The sequence below is a fragment of the Xanthomonas sp. CFBP 8445 genome (assembly GCF_025666235.1).
GTDB lineage: Bacteria > Pseudomonadota > Gammaproteobacteria > Xanthomonadales > Xanthomonadaceae > Xanthomonas_A > Xanthomonas_A indica.
Map to the genome: position 1 here is coordinate 3,002,840 of NZ_CP102594.1, position 18,473 is coordinate 3,021,312.

The window sequence follows — 18,473 nt, forward strand, 5'->3', positions numbered from 1 at the left end:
GACACCCTGCCTTCGCGATCTCTTCGCAATCCCTTCGCGGTACCGCCGCGATGCTGGCGCTCGGGTGCCGATGCGCGCCCCTACGCCGGCGTCGCGATGGCGGCGCCGCTACCCAGGTCGATTCGCTCCATGCTGCGCCACGGCGCGCGTGGTGGCGGTCCCCAGGCAGGAGAGACCGATGCAGCATGACCCCCGCCGTTCCGAGGCCGCGTCCGGCGCCGCCGACAGCGCGCCCGATACCCCGCTGAGCGAGGACGAGGCCGCGCTCGCACGCCGGCTCGGCATCAATGGCCTCTCGCGCCGCGAATTCATCGCCCTGCTCTCGGCCGCGGGCCTGAGCAGCGCGGGTGGGCAGATCCTCTTCAGCGAGGCCGCATTCGCCGCGCCCGTTGCCAAGGCCGCGCCGCCGCAGAATGCGCTGCCGGTGGTCCTGGAGGTCAACGGCCAGCGCCACGCGTTGCAGTTGGACCCACGGACCACCCTGCTGGACGCGCTGCGCGAACATCTGGCACTGACCGGCACCAAGAAGGGCTGCGACCACGGCCAGTGCGGCGCCTGCACGGTGATCGTCGACGGCGAGCGGCGCCTGTCCTGCCTGACCCTGGCCGCACAGGCCGAAGACACCCAGATCACCACCATCGAAGGCCTGGCCGACGGCGAACGGCTGCATCCGATGCAGGCCGCGTTCGTGCAGCACGACGGGTTCCAGTGCGGCTACTGCACGCCAGGGCAGATCTGCTCGGCCGTGGCCCTGCTGAACGAGATCAAGCGCGGCGACGCCAGCCACGTCAGCGCCGACGTCAGTCGGCCGGTCACCGACCTCAGCGACGCCGAGGTACGCGAGCGCATGAGCGGCAACATCTGCCGCTGCGGCGCCTACCCGAAGATCGTCGCCGCCATCCAGGACGTGCACAGCGGCGGCGCGCCGCGGCCGCTGTCGTGGCGCTATGTCGACCAGTCCGAGCTGACCGCGCTGAAGATGGCCAAGGAGGTGGCGGATGACGCCGTTTAAGTACCAGCGCGCGACCTCGCCGGAGGACGCGATCCGCCGCGTCGCCGCCAACCCGAACGCGCGCTTCCTCGGCGGCGGCACCAATCTGCTCGACTTGATGAAGGAAGGGGTGACCGGTGCCGACGAGATCGTCGACCTGACCCGGCTCAAGGGCCTGGCCGAGATCGCCGAAACCGCCGACGGCGGCCTGCGCCTGGGCGCACTCGCCAACAACACGCAGACCGCCAACCATCCGCTGGTGCGCCAACGCTATCCGCTGCTGAGCCAGGCGATCCTGGCCGGGGCCACGATGCAACTGCGCAACATGGCCAGCAACGGCGGCAACCTGCTGCAGCGCACCCGCTGCGGCTACTTCTACGACACCGCCCTGCCCTGCAACAAGCGCGAACCGGGCAGTGGTTGCGGCGCGCGCGAGGGGCTCAACCGCACCCACGCGATCTTCGGCCACAGCCCGCACTGCGTGGCGGTGCATCCGTCGGACATGTGCGTGGCGCTCGCCGCGCTGGACGCGACCGTGCACGTGCGCACGCCGGCCGGCGCCCACCGCGAGATCCCGTTCGCCGAGTTCCATCTGCTGCCCGAGGCGCGCGCCGACCTGGACAACCAGTTGGCGCACGGCGAGTTGATCGAGTCGATCACCCTGCCGGCGCAGAGCTTCGCCGCGCACAGCCACTACCTGAAGGTGCGCGACCGGGCCAGCTATGCGTTCGCGCTGGTCTCGGTGGCCGCGGCGCTGACCCTGGAACCGGACGGGCGCATCCGCGAAGCGCGCATCGCCATGGGCGGGGTGGCGCACAAACCCTGGCGCGCGCGCGCCGCCGAAACCGCGCTGGTCGGGCAAGCCGTCGGCGAGGCCGCCTTCGCCGCCGCCGCGCAGGCCGAGATGGCCGCGGCGCGGCCGCTGGCGCACAACGCCTACAAGATCCCGATGGGCAAGCACGCGATGATCCGCGCCCTGCACCGCGCCAGCGGCAGCGACGCCGCGTGAGCGGCCAACCGGAGAACCGGCAATGAACTACATCGGCAAGGAAATGCGCCGCGTCGACGGCTACGCCAAGGTCACGGGCAAGGCCCGTTATGCGGCGGAATTCCAGATCCCGCACCTGGTCCACGGCTACATCCTCACCAGCACCATCGCCAAGGGCCGCATCGTGCGCATCGACACCCGCGCCGCCGAGGCCGCGCCGGGCGTGATCAAGGTGCTGACCCATCTCAATGCGATCAAGCCGGTCTCCGACGCGATCAAGAAGAAGGGCGAGGACCTGTCGTTCCGCGCCCTGGTCGACGACCGCATCCATTTCAACGCGCAGCCGATCGCGGTGGTGGTGGCCACCACCTTCGAGCAGGCGCGGCACGCATCGCGGCTGATCCAGGTGGAGTATGCCGCCGAGACCGCGCACACGGATTTCGACGCGCTGCTCGACCAGGCGCACGATCCGACCCCGGAAGACGCGCCGAAACCGCGCGGCAACCCGGCCGCGGCGTTTGCCGCCGCGCCGGTGAAGCTGGAGGCCGCGTACACGATGCCGGTCGAGCACCACAACCCGATGGAACCGCACGGCGGCATCGGCTATTGGATCGGCGACACCCTGACCGTGGTCAACAAGAGCCAGAACGTCTACCAGGACCGCGAACAGTTGGCCGGCTACTTCGGCATTCCGGTGGACAAGGTCAACGTGGTGTCGCTGTTCGTCGGCGGCGCGTTCGGCTCGTGCCTGCGCCCGAACTACTACACCTTCCTGCTCGGCGCGGTGTCCAAGGCGGTCGGGCTGCCGGTGAAAATCGTCTACACGCGGCGGCAGATGTTCAGCGGCCATGGCTATCGCCCGTACTATCGCGTGGAACTGGGCCTGGGCGCCGACACCGCCGGCACGCTGCAGGCGATCCGCTACCGGCACGTGCTCAACACCTCGCGCATCGAGGCGTTCAACGAAGCCATCTTCCGCAATGCGCGCTCGCTGTACGCCTGCCCCAACGTGGAGGATCGCTTCGAAGTGGTGGAGACCGACCTGCCGACACCGCAGGCGATGCGCGCGCCCGGCACGATCAGCCAGATGTTCGGCATCGAGTGCGCGATGGACGAACTGGCCTATGCGCTGAAGATGGATCCCTTGCAACTGCGCCTGGCCAACTACGCCGAGACCGACCCGGACAGCGGCAAGCCGTTCTCGAGCAAGGCGCTGCGCGAGTGCTACGCGCTCGCCGCCGAGACCTTCGGCTGGAGCAAGCGCTCGCATGAGCCGCGCTCCATGCGCGACGGCCGCCTGCTGGTCGGCTGGGGCATGGCCACCGGCACCTGGGCGGCCATGCAGATGCCGGCGCTGGCGCGGGTCGTGCTGAAGGCCGACGGCAGCGCACGGGTCGGCAGTGCCACCGCCGACATCGGCCCCGGCACCTATACGGTGATGACCCTGATCGCCGCCGAGTATCTGGGCATCGACGCCAAGCGCGTGCAGTTCGAACTCGGCGACACGCGCCTGCCCAAGGCGCCGGCGCAGGGTGGCTCGTGGACCACCGCCAGCGTCGGCAGCGCGATCCACGGCGCAGCGCGCGAGATCCGCGGCAAGCTACTGGAACTGGCCAGGCAGGATGGGCAGACCGCGTTCAGTGGGCTGGACGTGGATGCGGTGGAACTGGTCGATGGCCAGCTGCGCCCGACCGGCAAGCCCGAGGCCGGCCTGGACGTCGCCAAGCTGATGCGCCAGCACGGCCTGCAGGAACTGGAGGTGGTGCACGAATCCAAGCCCTCGGCCGAGCGCAAAAAGTACGCGACCGCCGCACACGGTGCGCAGTTCATCGAGGTCAAGGTCGATCCGGATACCGGCATGGTGCAGGTGACGCGGGTCATCGAGGCCACTGCCTGCGGCAAGATCATGAATCCGCTGACCTCGCACAGCCAGGAAATCGGCGGCGTGGTGATGGGCATCGGCATGGCGCTCAGCGAAGGCACCGAGATCGACCATCGCTACGGACGCATGCTCAACGCCTCGCTGGCCGACTATCACGTGCCGGTCAACGCCGACGTGCACGAGATCCAGACCATGTTCGTCGAAGAGGACGACACCATCGTCAACCCGCTCGGGGTCAAGGGCATGGGCGAACTGGGCATGGTCGGCATTCCCGCGGCCATCGCCAACGCCGTGTTCCACGCCACCGGCAAGCGCATCCGCGACCTGCCGATTACGCCGGACAAGTTGATCGGCTGAGCGCGGGCGCCCCTGCGCGCCGCGCTCCAGAAACGCGCCGTGCACCCTTCCCCCCTCGTAGGAGCGGCTTCAGCCGCGACAGGCATTCCCGTTAACGCCGGTCGCGGCTGAAGCCGCTCCTACAACGGGGCTTCCGGCGGCGTGAGGGGCGACCTTCAGCACGACGAGCGAAGCAGAACGTCCTTCCAACATCGACCGTCGTCTGACAGAAGCCCCTGCTCGGCTGCACCTCGCGCAGCGCAATGCAAGCCCCCGCAGGAACCACCGCAACGCCACGCCCGACGGCAACCGCTACGGATCCAGCCATCCCCGCGCCACCGCCGCCTGCACATCTTCCGGCGTATCCAGATCCAGCGCCAACGCCGGGGCGACGATGCAGCCGAGGCTGTCCGGCGCCAGCGTTGCGAACAACGCGCGCAAGCCTTGGTCGCCGCCCAATGGCAGTGTGCGCCAGCGCTGCTGCGCCACCACCGCCGGCATGCCGCGCACGCCGGCGTAGGCGCTGACCGCGCAACCGGAGGCCGCCCGCGCAGCCGCCGCCAGCAGGTCGTGCAGATGCGCCGCGGCCAGTGCCGGCTGGTCGCAGCCGAGCACCAGGCTGCGGGTGATCGCGGCATCGTCGCGTACCGCCGCACGCAGGCAGTCGAGGCTGCCGCCCATGCCGGTGGACCAGCCCGGATTGCGCACGCATTCCACCGGCAATCCCTGCAGCAGCGGGCGCAGCGCCTCGGCCTGCGCGCCCAGCACCACCACGCAGCGCGCCGGCGCAGTGGACAAGGCCAGCCGCACGACCTTGCGCAGCAGCGGCTCGCCGTCGCTGGTCAGCGCCTGCTTGGCGCGGCCGAGGCGTCGGCTGGCGCCGGCCGCCAGGATCAACGCCGCGTGCGCCTGCGCCATCAGCCGCCGCCCTCGGCCAGCAATGGCCGCGCTGCCGCCAGCGCATCGCGATGCGATCGCCGCGGCCTGTCGCTCGCCTGCACGACCGCGCTCAGCCGCGGCGGCACCGCCCGGCTGGCCTGCAATTGCGCGGCGATGCTCAGCGCGATCGCTTCCGCACCGTTGCCGCCCAGGCGCAGCCCGACTGGCGAATGCAGGCGCGGCAGCAACTGCGCGCATTGCGCGGGGCTCAGCAAACGGAACAGGTCCTCGCGCCGCCGCACCGGTCCCAGCAGGCCAACGAACGGGATCGTGGTGCCGGCCAGCGCATCCAGCGCTTCGCGGTCCAGTTCGAAATGATGGTGCATCACCAGCGCCGCATCGCTGCCGGCGCAGTCGGCCACCGCGCGCGTCGGCGTGCACGCCAGCGCGCGGTCGGCCAGCGCGGCCAACCCAGACCAGCGCGGCCGCTGCTCGACCAGGGTGGTCATCCAGCCCAACTGCCGCAGCAAGGGCAGCAGCAAGGCGGTTTCCGGGCCGGCGCCGAAGACACTGACCCGGGGCGCAGGCGGCACGTACACCTCGCCGACACGCGGCGACGCGGCCGAGACCGTGCGCCACGGCAGGCACCACCGCACCGCCTGCTCGGCGACACTGGCGACGATGCCGCCGTCGGCGTCCAGCGCCAGGGTCAGGCCACCGCGGCCCTGCAGCCAGGCCTGGGCTACCCCGTCGAAACCCGGCAAGGCGTGCAACGGCAACAAGGCCAGGTGCAAGCGCCCCCGGCAACCGGCTGCCGAGCCGGACAGCAGGTCTTCGTCCTCGCGCGTGTCGATCTCCATCCACACCGGCGTACCGGCATCGGCCGCCTCTGCGGCGCAGCGCGCGATCTCCGGCTCCAGGCAACCGCCGCTCAGCCAGCCCTGCTGCGCACCATCGGCGCCGAACAGGGCCATCGCCCCGGCATGCGCGTAGGTGGAGCCTTCGCGGGCCATCGCCACGGCCAACACCGCGGGCGCACCGCGGCGGCAGGCGTCGAGCGCATCTTGCAGACAGTGGCGGGCAGCGGACATGCGGCGGCCAGGCGAAGGGGGAATCCAGAGCCTAAGCGGCGGCTTGTGGTCGCGAGGTGACCCTCTGGCCGCTCGCAGGCGTCGCGTTCGCGGCGGCGGCGCAGGGAGATCGACGATGCGCGGCGCGGTGCCGCAGTCCGGCGCTGCGCTGCGGATGCGGCGCCGCCGACCTTGCGCCACCGGCACGCCACACACTCGCGGCGGCGACGGCCCGCTACGACAGATGGAAGCGCTCGAACCGCTGCAGCGCCGCGTCGATCGTCGCCTGCAGCGCCGCCCGTCGCGGTTCCAGCCAGGTCCATTGCTGGATCAGCAGGCGACCGGCACGGCGATCCATCTTCAGGTCGAGCGCGGCGACGATGCGGTCGCCGACCAATACCGGCAGCGCGAAGTAGCCCAGCACCCGCTGCGGCGCCGGCACGTAGGCCTCGAAGCGATGGGTATAGCCGAAGAACTGCTGCAGCCGCTTGCGCTGGATCACCAGCGGATCGAATGGCGACAGCAACAGCGCCCGGGTCGGATCCGGCGACGGCGGCGTGCTGTCCAGCACCTCCGGCTCGGCCCACAGGGCCACGCCTTCCTGGCCCTGCAGATGCACCGGGATCAGGCGCTTGCGCGCCACTTCCGCGGCGATCAACGCACGCATCGCCGGTTTGGCGGCGGTCTCGCCATAGCAGATCGACTCCACGCCGACGATGGCTTGCGCGCGCAGCGCACGCTGCAGCAGGTAACGCGCGTACTGCGCCTCGCTGACCGGACGCGGCCGCTGCCGCCAGCCGAAATGCCGCGCGGCCAGCTCGTAGGTCTTGAGCATGCCGCTGCGCTGGCTGATCACCAGGTCGCCGCTGAAGAAGCCGTATTGCAATGCGGCCCGCGACGGCTTGCGGCTGCCCCACGGGTGGGTCTTCTCGACCAGCACGTCGTCGTCGATGTCGCGGATCGACAACGGCCCCTCGCTGCGGATACGCCGCAGCAGCCGTGCGTAGTCCTGCGCATCGACAGCGCCCCTGGCGTCGGCCTGCGCCCGTCGTCGCGCCATCTGCGCCACGTACATGCGGTAGTCGGCGACCGGCACGTAGGCCAAGGCATGGGTCCAGTACTCGAACAGCGACTTGTCCTGCGACTGCGCCTGTTCCAGGTCCTGTTCGCGGTACGCGGGAATGCGCGTATACAGCACGTGGTGGTGGCTGCGCGCGATCACGTGAATGGTGTCGATCTGCACATAGCCCAGGTGCGCAGTGGCCTGCCGCACGGCCTCGGCACCATCGCCAAACGGTGCCGGCGTGGTCAGCCGCTGGGCGTGCAGCCACAGCGCGCGCGCCCGCGTGGGCGCGAGTGGGACAGAAGCGACGGGAGTGCGCATCGAACGACCTTCCTGGTAACGCGGCAGCGCCCATGAGGATAGCAACCCGGATTGCGCAACGCGGAGCGCCGGGCAGCCGGCGCGACGCGTCCCGTCTGCATCCGCCGCGCTTCGTCCGCCGTGGCCGCCGTCCGTCCGATCGCGCAGGTGCGGCAGCGCCGCGCTGTTGACACTGCGTGCTACCGCCACCGTCGCTCACGCCGTCATGTCCTCGATCACCTCCATGCCGCACCACCCCGCTCCCACCGCGTCCCACCTGGCGAGGCCGCCGCGGCCGCACGCCGGGCAAGGCTGGGCGACACGCCTGCTGCGTGGTGCCGCAGCGCTGTGGATGAGCATCGCCATCGGCGGTCAGCTCGCCTTCGCCGCCTATGTCGCCGGCTTCTACGGACGCACCGCGCTGGCCGGCACCCCCGAGCGCTGGAACCAGGTGACGGCCCGCGGCCATGTCGCCGGCGACACCGTGTTCAATGCGGTACTGGCGCTGCACCTGGGCCTGGCCGTGGCGATCGTACTCGGCGGCGCAGCGCAGTTGCTGCCGGGGTGGCGGCGCAGGCGTCCCGCCCTGCATCGCTGGAACGGACGCATCTACCTGGTCTGCGCCGTCGTCCTCAGCCTGGGCGGGCTGGCAATGATCTGGATCCGCGGCGGCGTCGCCGGCGATCTGGGACAGCATCTCGGCACCAGCGTCAATGCGGTGCTGATCCTGCTATGCGTGACAATGGCCTGGCGCCACGCCCGCCACGGCCAGTGGCCGGCGCATCGGCGCTGGGCGTTGCGTCTGTTCCTGGTGGTCAGCGGCGTGTGGTTTTTCCGGATCGGGCTGATGGGCCGGCTCGCCCTCAACCAGGCGCCGGTCGGCTTCGATCCGGATCGGTTCGTCGGCCCGACACTGACCGCCCTGGCGTTCGCGCAGTCGTTGCTGCCGCTGGCGGTGCTGGAACTGTATCTACGCGCGCTCGACAGCCGCCGCAGCGGACCGCGGTGGTTGGCGGCCGTGGTGCTGGTCGCGATGAGCGCGGCCACCCTGATCGGCACCTTCGCCGCGGTCGCAGGGATGTGGTGGCCGGTGCTGCGGCAAGCCTGAGCCGCCACCTCGCCGAACGCTCGGGCTCCGGTATGCTCGCGGCCATGTCGCCTCCGTCTCCGCTCCCCGCATCGCCGCGCGCGCCCGCGCTGCTGACCTGGGCGCGCATCGTGCCGGTGTTCCTGGTCTCCGGCATGCTCGGCCTGCTGATGAGCCTGAGTTGGGAAACTCCCCTGCCCGTCCTGGTCCGTAGCCTCATGCTGGGCGCGGCCGCACTGGCTGCGTACACGCTATTCGAGCGCTGGCCACACCGGCTGCCACGCTGGCTGGCGCGCTGGGCGCTGCAGGTGGCCGGCGTCGCACTGGCGATCCCGACGACGACCCTGCTGATCTACCTGGGCTCCACCCACGCCGGTGCGCCGCCGTTCTGGCAGGACCCGGATCGGCTGTCCGGCTTCGCTACGCTGACCATCGTCGGCGTACTGATCGCGCCATGGATGGCGCTGGCCGCCCTGGTGCGGCAGAAGGATGCGTTGGCCCGGCACCAGGTATTGGCGTTCGCGTTGGAACGCAGCGAACTGGAACGCGAGGCGCTCGACGCGCGCCTGCAGCTGTTGCAACGCCAGGTCGCCCCGCATTTTCTGTTCAATACGCTCGCCAACGTGCAGGCGCTGATCGATGTCGGGTCGCCGCGGGCCGCAGACCTGATGCGCAGCCTGACCGCCTACCTGCACGCCGCGGTGCCGCGCCTACACGAGGCCACCACCACGCTGGGCGACGAGCTGGCGCTGGCGCGCGCCTACCTGGAGCTGATGCACATGCGCATGCCCGACCGGCTGCACTACGCGATCGACGCAGAGGATGCCGTGCAGGGAGTGCGCTGCCCGACCCTCGCCGTGCTGACCCTGGTCGAGAACGCGGTCAAGCACGGCATCGACCCGACCGAGGACGGCGGCAGCATCGCCATCCGCGCCTGGCGCAGCGGCGAGCGCTGCCATCTGCGGGTGGAGGACAGTGGCGCCGGTGAGGACCGCGGCCGTGGTGGGCTGGGCACCGGCCTGCGCACCTTGCGTGACCGCCTCGCGCTCGGTTTCGGCGACACGGCGCAACTGCAATTGCGTCCGCGTCTGCCGCACGGTACCTGCGCCGACCTCAGTCTGCCGATGGCAGCACCGCCCCGATGATCCCGCCCACCGCGCTGATCGCCGACGACGAACCGCTGCTGCGCGAGGCATTGCGGCGTCAGCTTGCCCGCCTGTGGCCCGAGTTGCGGATCGTCGCCAAGGCACGCAACGGCCGCGAGGCGGTTCGCCTGTTCGAGGAACACACGCCGCAGATCTGTTTGCTCGACATCCAGATGCCAGGCCTGTCCGGCGTGCAGGCCGCGCAGCAGATCGGCCGCCGCGCGCATCTGGTGTTCGTCACCGCCTACACCGACTACGCGGTGCAGGCCTTTGCCGAAGGCGCGCTCGACTACCTGGTCAAGCCGGTGCAGGACGCGCGCCTGGCCGACACCGTCGTGCGGTTGCAACAGCGCCTGCAGGCAGCGCAACCGGCAGCCGACCTGACCGAGCAACTGCTGCGCCTGGCGCAGCGGCTGCGTCCATCCGAGCGCCCCGCCCCGCTGCGCTGGCTGCAGGCGCAGAGCGGCACCACCGTGCGCCTGATCGCGGTGGAAGCCATCGACTACCTGCGCTCGGACAGCAAGTACACCAGCGTCGCCTGGCACGACCCGGACGGACAGGCATGCACATCGATCGTGGCCACGCCGCTCAAGGACCTGGCCGCGCAACTGGATCCGGATGACTTTCAGCAGGTGCACCGCGCGGTGGTAGTCAACCGCCGCGCGATCCTGCACGTGGTGCGTGGCGACAACGAGACCGCACAGATCCACCTGCGCGGCCGCAAGGAGACGTTGCCGGTCAGCCGCAGCTATCTGCCGCTGTTCCGGGCGATGTAAGTCCGCCCGGCGGTAACGCCGCAACGCGGAAACGGCGACACGTGCATCGTGGCGAAAAGCCGCGCGCAGCAACGCGTCACTACGGACAGGACGTACCCGCGTTGCGGTGATAGCAGGCATTGCCCACCGCAACCCACCCCGATCCGAGCTGGGCCGCATCCTGGGAACTCATGTTGCACGTGTACTGGGTCAGCGTGCCCGCTGCATTGCAGAAGGTGCCGCCCGGCCAGGTCTTGACGCTGGGGTCGTACCAGATCGTGGTGCTGATGGTCTTGCCTTGTGTGATGTGGCCCATATAGACCGAGGTCAGCGTCCAGTGGCTCGGATCGCGGTCCAGATTGATGGGATTGCCCTGCTTATCGCGCACCGGCTTGGTGTGGCCCTTGCCGATGACCTGCAGCAGCCTGGGCAGGAAATCGACGTCGTTGGACGTCGACGTGCCGGCGAGGTTCCACTGCCCGCCCATGTTGCGGATGTCGTCGTCCAGGCAGAAGTCCAGACTCTGCGTGTCTTCGTACCCATGCGGACACCACGGCGTGGACGGATCCTGCGCCGGGGTCGCGCCGGTATGGCCCAGGTCGATCTGATAGAACAGGGTCTGTCCCTGGGTATTGCCGAGGATGAAACTGAAGGTATAGCCGGTGCCGCTGGGCGCCGTCCCGCCGCAGCGGACATCGTCCTCGTAGGTTCTGCTCAACCCGACGCGTACGCGGATGGCGCCAAGGCTGGACAGCGGCGCACTGGGCGTGAAGCCAAGCAGGGCATTACTGCCCCAGAACCTCGGATCGGCGGTCACCAGGAACAGATCCTTCTCGCCATCGTATGGATTCGGATTGCCCGGATCCGAGCCGGCGCACTTGTTGTCGGCCTGCGCCAGTTCGTAGGCATTGGCATGACCGGCGTACACCGGGTAGTACTTCACCCGCGCACGCACACTGGCGGTCTCCCAACCCTGCCCCGGACCGCCGACGACCGGCTGCAAGGTATCCGAACTGTCCGGATTGGCGCCCCATTGCGCCAGGGCATACGCGGTGGGCTGCTGCGGCCCGGACGTCCCGAGAATCTTGCCGTTGTCGTCGTTGAAGATCAGCGACGCGGGCAGCGGTTGCATGAGTTCGGTGGGGGGATCGGCCATCGCCTGCGCGATCGGCAGCAGCGTCGACGACAACAACCAGCACAGCACGCGCACGTTCTTGTCCATGTGCATCCTCCATTGAGCGCCTGATCCTGCGGCAGGAACCCGGCACACCGCCGGGACCGCGCGGGACTGCGCCCGCGCTGGGCAATTATGGCCCTGCATCCGGCAACCGGCGGCGCCAAGGGTAGACAAGCGGCGTTGCGTTCCGCGCCGCTGTCGGTCTTTCAGGTCCTCGCGAGCACGACCACGCCCGCTGCGCCATCCCTGCATCGACATCGTTGCACCCCGCCGACAGCACCGCCGCCCTCAGCTGGACACCACCACCCGCCACTGCTGCGGAGCCACCTGCTCCCAGGCGATCTCTACCGGCAGGAACTTCTCGATCAACCGGGCATTGCTGGATAGATGCGCGCTGACCGTGTCGGTGGTGAAGGCACCGCCACCGGCCAATGCCATCGGCAGCAGCAACTGGTCGGCAAGGTGCTCGCCGACGCAGGCGCCGCTGTCCAGGTAGCGGCGCACCTGCGCCGCCAGGCGTTCGCCGACCTGCTCGGCGGAGACGCCGCGCTCGCCGTGACCGGCGAAGACCTCCACATGCGCCGCATGCCGCACCCGCACCAGCGCGGTGTTGCCCGGGCCCTGCGCCGGACGCACGCTGTGCACGTGGCGCGGATTGGCGTCCATGCCGAGACGCTCGGCCAGCACCGCCAGTTCGCGGCGGCCGATCTTGCCGGACAGGCCCGAGACCAGCACCTGCGCCTCGATCGCCTGCAGTTCGCCACGCGCATCGAAGGAGACCTGCTGCACCTGCGCACAGGGCGCGATGCTGGCCCGCAGCGCGCCGCCGCCGGCCGGATAGAAGCCATGCCGGTCCAGCGTCAACGTCGCAGCCACGCCCAGGCGCTGCAGCGCCGGCAGATAGGTCTCGGCGAGGAAATCGGCGCAGGGCGCCAGCGGATTGTGGGTGCCGCCTTCCAGGGTCAGGCGCGACGGCGCAGCGGCGCGCCACAGCGCCGGCAGCACCGTCTGCAGCACCAGCGTGGTCGAGCCGGCACTGCCGGTGGCGAACTGATAGTCGCCGGGCACCACCGCTCCCGGCTCGAAGCGCAGCGTGGTCGCGCCGATCTGCGCCCCGTGCGTGCGCGCCTGGCCGATCGTGGCGGCCGCCACGACCGCGGTCAGGTGCTGGCGCATCAGGCCCGGACGCGGACGCGCGCCACGGATGTTGCTGAAGGTGAAGCCGGTCCCGGTGCACAGGCTCAGCGTCAGCGCGGTGCGCAGCAGTTGCCCGCCGCCCGCCGCACCATCGAGTTCGATCATGTCCATTGCGAAACAATCCATCATTGAAAACCCCGCGCGGGCAAGCCCGCACGGACGATCGGCGCCGGCCGGCGGCACTGCGAGCCGGCCGGCACCTCTTGCTACCCCTTGACGCACACCACCTGCCGCAGCGTGTGCACGATGTCCACCAGGTCGCGCTGCGCGGCCATCACCGCCTCGATCGGCTTGTAGGCCGCCGGCGACTCGTCCACCACGTCCTGGTCCTTGCGGCACTCCACGTGTGCGGTGGCCTTGGCGTGTTCGTCGACACTGATGCGGCGGCGCGCCTCGGTGCGGCTCATCACCCGGCCGGCACCATGGCTGCAGCTGTGGAAGCTATCGGCATTGCCCAGCCCGCGCACGATGAAGCTCTTTGCCCCCATGCTGCCCGGAATGATACCCAGCTCGCCCTTGCGCGCGCTCACCGCCCCCTTGCGGGTCACGAACACGTCCTTGCCGAAGTGGTGCTCGCGGCTGACGTAGTTGTGGTGGCAGTTCACCGCCTCGGCCTGCGCCTCGAACGGCTTGGCGATCACCGTGCGGACCGCCTCGACCACGCTGCGCATCATGATCTCGCGGTTGATCCGCGCATAGCGCTGCGCCCAGTCCACCGCGAACACGTAGTCGCCGTAGTACTGGCTGCCTTCCGGCAGATAGGCCAGGTCCTGGTCCGGCAGGTTGATCATCCAGCGCCGCATTTCCTCCTTGGCGAGCTGGATGAAGTGGTTGCCGATCGCATTGCCGACGCCGCGCGAACCGGAGTGCAGCATGAACCAGACCCGCTGCGCCTCGTCCAGGCACATCTCCACGAAGTGGTTGCCGGTGCCGAGCGTGCCGAGATGCTGCAGGTTGTTGGTCTTGCGCAGGCGCGGATGGCGCTCGCAGATCAACGCGAAGTCGCTGGCCAGCTGCGCCCAGCCGTCCACCGCCGCGCCCGGCGGCGTCTGCCACGCGCCCTTGTCGCGCGCGCCGGGCGTGCGCCCGTGCGGCACCGCACGCTCGATCGCGCTGCGGATCGGCGCCAAGTTATCCGGCAGGTCGCTGGCGACCAGCGAGGTGCGCGCGGCAATCATCCCGCAGCCGATGTCCACACCCACCGCGGCGGGCACGATCGCGCCGATGGTCGGCACCACCGAGCCGACGGTCGCGCCCTTGCCCAGGTGCACGTCGGGCATCACCGCGATCCAGCGATGGATGAAGGGCAGCTTGGCGATGTTCTGCAGCTGCTGGCGCGCCTCGTCTTCCAGCGGCACGCCGCGGGTCCACAGCTTGATCGGGGCCGCTCCCGGCTGCGCGATGACGTCGTACTGCTCGGTGTTCATGGTGTTGCTCCTTGTGCAACGGATCTTAAAAAAAGCGCGGTGACGAGGGACGGTGGAACCTGCCGCCTGGAGGCAGTGCCGCCAGGCGGCCGGGACTCGAACCCGACCCATGAAGGGCTACCAGATGGAGTTCCACCTGCATTCACCGCAAAACCAACGCATCGCCTCACGCGGCAAGTCCATACGCGGAACGATCGCTCTACCGCTGAGCTACCGCCATATGGCGGGCGGGATTCGAACCCGCGACCGATGGAGTTCCGCCTGCATCCGCCAGGCAACGCGCACAACAGGACCGACGACAACCACGACAAGAGAGATGGAACATTCCCGCTCTGTCCAACTGAGCTACCACCCCATCGTAGGGTGGGCGGGACTCGAACCCGCGACCTGGAGCTTAAAAGGCTGTAGTTCCATCGGCATTCGTGGACGCCGGCGGCGAAACATAGAGGCCGCCATCGCCGCCTCCGTCAACGCGAATCTTGGTTCTTCCGCAGCCCGGCGGGCCCCATTGCCCGCCGGGTCCAGTGCTTCCATGCAACGCACACAACAGGACCGACGACGTCCGCGACAAGAGAGATGGAACATTCCCGCTCTACCAACTGAGCTACCAACCCCATCCCTGAAGTGGGCGGGATTCGAACCCGCGACCTGGAGCTTCGGAGGCTGTAGTTCCATCGGCATTCGTGGACGCCGGCGGCGAAACATAGAGGCCGCCATCGCCGCCTCCGTCAACGCGAATCTTGGTTCTCCCGCAGCCCGGCGGGCCCCATTGCCCGCCGGGTAACACCTTCCTTCAAGGCCTCACACCACGATCGAGCCGATTCGCTCGACCCAGCGCTTGGCCCCGGCGCCTTCGGCCGCGAACGTGGCCAGCAGGTCGAACACCGCGTCGCTGAAGCCGCCGACATGCAGGATGTCGTCGCGTTCGACCGTCTGGCTGGTGGCCACCGGCTGCAGGTCGATGCAAACCATGCGCGCCTGCGGACACCGGACCTTCAACTCGGCCCAGGCCTGCATGGTCGCCGTCGCGCCGCTACGGGTGTCGCGCCAACTCTCGTTGTCCGACACCAGCACCAGCAGGTCGACCTGCGCACGCTGCGCGTTCAACTGCAGCAGCGGCGCGCTGACGCTGGTCCCGCCACCGCACAACGCGGCCAGTTGCTGCGCCTGCGCGATCACGTCCTGACACTGCCGCAAGCGCAGCGGCCGCACCTCGGTGTCGAACGGCAACACCGTGGCGCGCGGATTGACCCGCTGCACGCAGGCCGCGATCAGCGCGGCCACATCCACGCAGCGCACGCTGCTGCTGGCGCCACGGCGGAAACCGGTCACCGGCGCCGCCATCGAGCCGGACACATCCACCGCCACCACCACGTTGCCGTCCAGCCGCGGCACCTGCCGCGTCGCGATCTCCATCGCCTCGCGCAGCGCCTGGCCGATCGGCGGCGGCAACTGACTGGCCGCGGTGCTGGCCAACAGCAACTGGTACGGGAACACCCGGGCGCGCTGGATCTGCGCCGGATCGCGCAAGCGTGCCGCCACCTGCGCCAACATCGCCGGATCCTCGAACACCCCATGCCGCGCGAAAGTGTTGAGGTTCATGCGCAGGGTCTGCCACGAGGCGTTGCGGGCCAGCGCCGCCCAATGCGCCGTGGTCAGCGGCAGGGCGGTGTAGTACTGGAACGGCAACTCCGGCAACGCCCCGGACGGTGCACGCTTGAACGCCTCGTACGCCTGCAGCAACGCCGGCAGCGCCTCCTCGCGGTACGGCTTGCCGACCACCCACGCATACAGCGCCTCGCGCTCGGCGTCGGCCGGCTTCGGGTGGACCATGCGGATCACGTCGGCCAGCGACGGCTGCTGGCCGATCGCCGCCTGCACGATGGTCTGCGCCGAGGCCTGCTGCAGCCACTGCCGCACCAGGCGCTTGGGCCGCGACCCCAACGACTTGCGCCCGAGCTGTCCGCTGCGCACGATCTGCACGAAGTTGCGCAGCAGGCGGCCGTTGTCGATCACGCGCGGGAAGGCCCGTGCGAATAGGTCGGGATCGCGGGTGGTCAGCGTGGCCAACAACAATGCCGGCATGTCCTTCATGTGCGCGACCTGACGCGCGTAGATCGCGGTCTGCGCGACGAAGGCCGGATCGACCTGCGCGCACAGCCCTAGCACCTGCTGCAGTTGCACCTCGGCACCCGCATAGAAGGTGCCATTCAAGCAGCCGGTGGCCGCGTACAGCGCCAGCGCCGCCTGCGGCGAACGCGCATAGGCGACGCCGCCGGCGTCGTTGCGCACGGTCGCCGGCGGCAGCAGCGCGCCACGCGAGGACGAGAACAGAGAGAGGTTGACCATGTCAGGCTCCTGGCGGGAACGGCCCGCGTTGGTGATGCCCAGATATCGCAATGGCCGTGCCAACTTTTTCGGACGCACCTCAACGCATTGATTGAAATACGAAAATTGAGAAACGAGAGGCAGCGCCCGCTTGTTCGACGCCGGCTATTCCTATAACTTTGGCGACACTCTTATAAGGATGGATATGGACAGGCCACAGGTAGTGTTCGGCATGCTCGGCACCCAACTGGATTCCGGCAGCGGCCCCGGGCGCTGGGAGAAGTGGCGCCCGACGGTGGCGCTGGGCATGCACGAGGACTTTCTGCTCAGCCGCCTGGAGCTGCTGACCGACCTGCGCCGCTACCAGAAACTGGCGGAGGTGGTACGCGAGGATCTGGGCCAGGTCTCGCCCGACACACAGGTGCAACTGCACGACACCTACCTGGCCGATCCCTGGGATTTCGAAGGGGTCTACGCCACCCTGCACGACTTCTTCGCCGGCTACACGTTCCGCCCGGACGAAGAGGACTACTACCTGCACATCACCACCGGCAGCCACGTCAGCCAGATCTGCGGCTTCCTGCTGACCGAGAGCCGACACTTCCCCGGACGCCTGCTGCAGACCTCGCCGCCGCGTAAACAGGGCAGCGGCGAGGCCGGCGCCTACACGGTGATCGACCTGGACCTGTCGCGTTACGACCGCATCGCGCAGCGCTTCCAGCAGCAGCAACTGCAGGACCGTGCGCTGCTGAAGAGCGGCATCGCCACGCGCAATGCGGCGTTCAACCGCATGATCGAACAGATCGAGACCGTGGCCACGCGCTCCAGGGCGCCGATGCTGCTGATGGGGCCGACCGGCGCCGGCAAGAGCCAGTTGGCCAAGCGCGTGTTCGAACTGAAGAAGCTCAAGCACCAGTTGCCGGGGCGTTTCGTCGAGGTCAATTGCGCCACCCTGCGCGGCGACGGCGCCATGAGCGCGCTGTTCGGCCACACCAAGGGCGCCTACACCGGCGCGGTCAGCGACCGCCCGGGGCTGCTGCGCTCGGCCCACCAGGGCCTGCTGTTCCTCGACGAGATCGGCGAGCTTGGCCTGGACGAGCAGGCCATGCTGCTGCGGGCACTGGAGGAGAAGCGCTTCCTGCCGGTCGGCAGCGATCGCGAGGTAGAGAGCGAATTCCAGCTGATTGCCGGCACCAACCGCGACCTGCACCAGCACGTCGCGCAAGGCCGTTTCCGCGAGGACCTGCTGGCTCGCCTGAACCTGTGGACCTACCACCTGCCTGGCCTGGCCGAACGCCGCGAGGACATCGAGCCGAACCTGGACTTCGAACTGGAACGCTGGTCGCGCGAACAGCACCAGCGGGTGACCTTCAATCGCGAGGCGCGCAGCCGCTACCTCGCCTTCGCCACCGGCGCCGAGGCGCGCTGGCACGGCAACTTCCGCGACCTCAGCGCCTCGGTGATGCGCCTGGCGACGCTGGCCAATGCCGGACGCATCCAAGGCGAACTGGTGGAGGAGGAAATCGAGCGCCTGCGCCGGCAATGGCGCGACGGCACCCCACCCTCGCCACTGGATACCCTGCTTGGCGAGGCGGCGGCGCAACTGGACCGCTTCGACCGCGTACAACTGGAAGACGTGGTCCGGGTCTGCGCGACGGCAAAGTCGCTATCGCAGGCCGGACGCGAACTGTTTGCCGTCTCGCGCACACAGCGCGCCAGCACCAACGATGCCGACCGCCTGCGCAAGTACCTGGCACGCTTCGGACTGGACTGGGAGCAGGTGCGCGAGGGCGGACGCGCCGTGCCGCAGGAGTGATCGAACGCGCCCGCCGGCATCGGGACGATCGC

Annotated in this window: 14 protein-coding genes and 1 tRNA gene; 7 read left to right on the forward strand and 8 right to left on the reverse strand. The window is 69.4% G+C overall.

What is annotated here, in order from left to right; translation table 11 throughout:
* Positions 1-178 precede the first annotated feature (178 nt).
* The 3 genes from NUG21_RS12815 to NUG21_RS12825 are packed head-to-tail and all read left to right on the forward strand — an operon-like array spanning position 179 to position 4,218.
* Positions 179-1,012 carry a 2Fe-2S iron-sulfur cluster-binding protein gene (locus tag NUG21_RS12815; protein WP_263391059.1) on the forward strand — a complete coding sequence of 278 codons (834 nt, stop codon included), beginning with the start codon at positions 179-181 and terminating at the stop codon, positions 1,010-1,012.
* The gene (locus NUG21_RS12820) at positions 999-2,000 is read left to right on the forward strand and encodes an FAD binding domain-containing protein (RefSeq protein WP_263391060.1); all 1,002 of its coding nucleotides are present in this window, start codon (positions 999-1,001) and stop codon (positions 1,998-2,000) included. Before NUG21_RS12815 ends, NUG21_RS12820 begins: the two co-directional genes overlap by 14 nt.
* A gap of 22 nt (positions 2,001-2,022) precedes the next feature.
* Positions 2,023-4,218, forward strand: a complete 2,196-nt coding sequence (locus NUG21_RS12825) for a xanthine dehydrogenase family protein molybdopterin-binding subunit (protein ID WP_263391061.1) — start codon at positions 2,023-2,025, stop codon at positions 4,216-4,218.
* A 291-nt stretch (positions 4,219-4,509) separates the two neighbouring features.
* Here the strand turns inward: NUG21_RS12825 and NUG21_RS12830 are convergent, their stop codons facing one another.
* From NUG21_RS12830 to NUG21_RS12840, 3 genes are all read right to left on the reverse strand, one after another.
* A complete protein-coding gene (locus NUG21_RS12830; protein ID WP_263391062.1) occupies positions 4,510-5,115 on the reverse strand; it encodes a nucleotidyltransferase family protein in 606 nt (201 codons plus the stop codon).
* Positions 5,115-6,167: an XdhC family protein gene (locus NUG21_RS12835; protein ID WP_263391063.1), complete on the reverse strand. Its 1,053-nt coding sequence runs from the start codon at positions 6,165-6,167 to the stop codon at positions 5,115-5,117. The genes NUG21_RS12830 and NUG21_RS12835 overlap by 1 nt, the downstream gene beginning before the upstream one ends.
* A 214-nt stretch (positions 6,168-6,381) precedes the next feature.
* Positions 6,382-7,530 (reverse strand): winged helix-turn-helix domain-containing protein, encoded by a 1,149-nt coding sequence (locus NUG21_RS12840; protein WP_263391064.1) that lies wholly within the window; start codon positions 7,528-7,530, stop codon positions 6,382-6,384.
* Between the two features lie 331 nt (positions 7,531-7,861).
* Between NUG21_RS12840 and NUG21_RS12845 the strand changes: the two genes are divergently transcribed.
* From NUG21_RS12845 to NUG21_RS12855, 3 genes are read left to right on the forward strand one after another with little or no spacing between them, the layout of a single operon-like run.
* Positions 7,862-8,617 carry a DUF2306 domain-containing protein gene (locus NUG21_RS12845; RefSeq protein ID WP_263391065.1) on the forward strand — a complete coding sequence of 252 codons (756 nt, stop codon included), beginning with the start codon at positions 7,862-7,864 and terminating at the stop codon, positions 8,615-8,617.
* Positions 8,618-8,661: 44 nt separating this feature from the next.
* Positions 8,662-9,741, forward strand: a complete 1,080-nt coding sequence (locus NUG21_RS12850) for a sensor histidine kinase (protein ID WP_263391066.1) — start codon at positions 8,662-8,664, stop codon at positions 9,739-9,741.
* Entirely contained in the window at positions 9,738-10,517 is a 780-nt protein-coding gene (locus NUG21_RS12855) for a LytR/AlgR family response regulator transcription factor (protein WP_263391067.1), read from the forward strand. Before NUG21_RS12850 ends, NUG21_RS12855 begins: the two co-directional genes overlap by 4 nt.
* Before the next feature lie 79 nt (positions 10,518-10,596).
* Here NUG21_RS12855 and NUG21_RS12860 read toward each other — a convergent pair whose 3' ends face one another.
* The 5 genes from NUG21_RS12860 to NUG21_RS12880 form a co-directional block, all read right to left on the reverse strand.
* Positions 10,597-11,718 (reverse strand): hypothetical protein, encoded by a 1,122-nt coding sequence (locus tag NUG21_RS12860; protein WP_263391068.1) that lies wholly within the window; start codon positions 11,716-11,718, stop codon positions 10,597-10,599.
* Positions 11,719-11,961: 243 nt separating this feature from the next.
* On the reverse strand, positions 11,962-12,981 hold the full coding sequence (gene rtcA / locus NUG21_RS12865) for an RNA 3'-terminal phosphate cyclase (protein WP_263391069.1): 1,020 nt from the start codon (positions 12,979-12,981) through the stop codon (positions 11,962-11,964).
* Between the two features lie 95 nt (positions 12,982-13,076).
* Positions 13,077-14,297, reverse strand: coding sequence for an RtcB family protein (locus tag NUG21_RS12870; protein WP_263391070.1), 1,221 nt, complete (start codon positions 14,295-14,297; stop codon positions 13,077-13,079).
* Between the two features lie 84 nt (positions 14,298-14,381).
* A tRNA-OTHER gene (locus tag NUG21_RS12875) sits at positions 14,382-14,517 on the reverse strand.
* 581 nt (positions 14,518-15,098) lie between these two features.
* A complete protein-coding gene (locus NUG21_RS12880; RefSeq protein WP_263391071.1) occupies positions 15,099-16,646 on the reverse strand; it encodes a VWA domain-containing protein in 1,548 nt (515 codons plus the stop codon).
* A 184-nt stretch (positions 16,647-16,830) separates the two neighbouring features.
* Here NUG21_RS12880 and rtcR point away from each other — a divergent pair, with 184 nt between their 5' ends.
* Positions 16,831-18,441, forward strand: a complete 1,611-nt coding sequence (gene rtcR, locus NUG21_RS12885) for an RNA repair transcriptional activator RtcR (protein WP_019796454.1) — start codon at positions 16,831-16,833, stop codon at positions 18,439-18,441.
* The last annotated feature ends 32 nt before the right edge of the window (positions 18,442-18,473 follow it).

What these genes read in the sequence shown, in the direction of transcription:
- NUG21_RS12815 (WP_263391059.1), top strand. Translation starts at nt 179, where the DNA reads ATGCAGCATGACCCCCGCCGTTCCGAGGCCGCGTCCGGCGCCGCCGAC.
- NUG21_RS12820 (WP_263391060.1), top strand. Translation starts at nt 999, where the DNA reads ATGACGCCGTTTAAGTACCAGCGCGCGACCTCGCCGGAGGACGCGATC.
- NUG21_RS12825 (WP_263391061.1), top strand. Translation starts at nt 2,023, where the DNA reads ATGAACTACATCGGCAAGGAAATGCGCCGCGTCGACGGCTACGCCAAG.
- NUG21_RS12830 (WP_263391062.1), bottom strand. Translation starts at nt 5,115, where the DNA reads ATGGCGCAGGCGCACGCGGCGTTGATCCTGGCGGCCGGCGCCAGCCGA.
- NUG21_RS12835 (WP_263391063.1), bottom strand. Translation starts at nt 6,167, where the DNA reads ATGTCCGCTGCCCGCCACTGTCTGCAAGATGCGCTCGACGCCTGCCGC.
- NUG21_RS12840 (WP_263391064.1), bottom strand. Translation starts at nt 7,530, where the DNA reads ATGCGCACTCCCGTCGCTTCTGTCCCACTCGCGCCCACGCGGGCGCGC.
- NUG21_RS12845 (WP_263391065.1), top strand. Translation starts at nt 7,862, where the DNA reads ATGAGCATCGCCATCGGCGGTCAGCTCGCCTTCGCCGCCTATGTCGCC.
- NUG21_RS12850 (WP_263391066.1), top strand. Translation starts at nt 8,662, where the DNA reads ATGTCGCCTCCGTCTCCGCTCCCCGCATCGCCGCGCGCGCCCGCGCTG.
- NUG21_RS12855 (WP_263391067.1), top strand. Translation starts at nt 9,738, where the DNA reads ATGATCCCGCCCACCGCGCTGATCGCCGACGACGAACCGCTGCTGCGC.
- NUG21_RS12860 (WP_263391068.1), bottom strand. Translation starts at nt 11,718, where the DNA reads ATGGACAAGAACGTGCGCGTGCTGTGCTGGTTGTTGTCGTCGACGCTG.
- rtcA (WP_263391069.1), bottom strand. Translation starts at nt 12,981, where the DNA reads ATGGACATGATCGAACTCGATGGTGCGGCGGGCGGCGGGCAACTGCTG.
- NUG21_RS12870 (WP_263391070.1), bottom strand. Translation starts at nt 14,297, where the DNA reads ATGAACACCGAGCAGTACGACGTCATCGCGCAGCCGGGAGCGGCCCCG.
- NUG21_RS12880 (WP_263391071.1), bottom strand. Translation starts at nt 16,646, where the DNA reads ATGGTCAACCTCTCTCTGTTCTCGTCCTCGCGTGGCGCGCTGCTGCCG.
- rtcR (WP_019796454.1), top strand. Translation starts at nt 16,831, where the DNA reads ATGGACAGGCCACAGGTAGTGTTCGGCATGCTCGGCACCCAACTGGAT.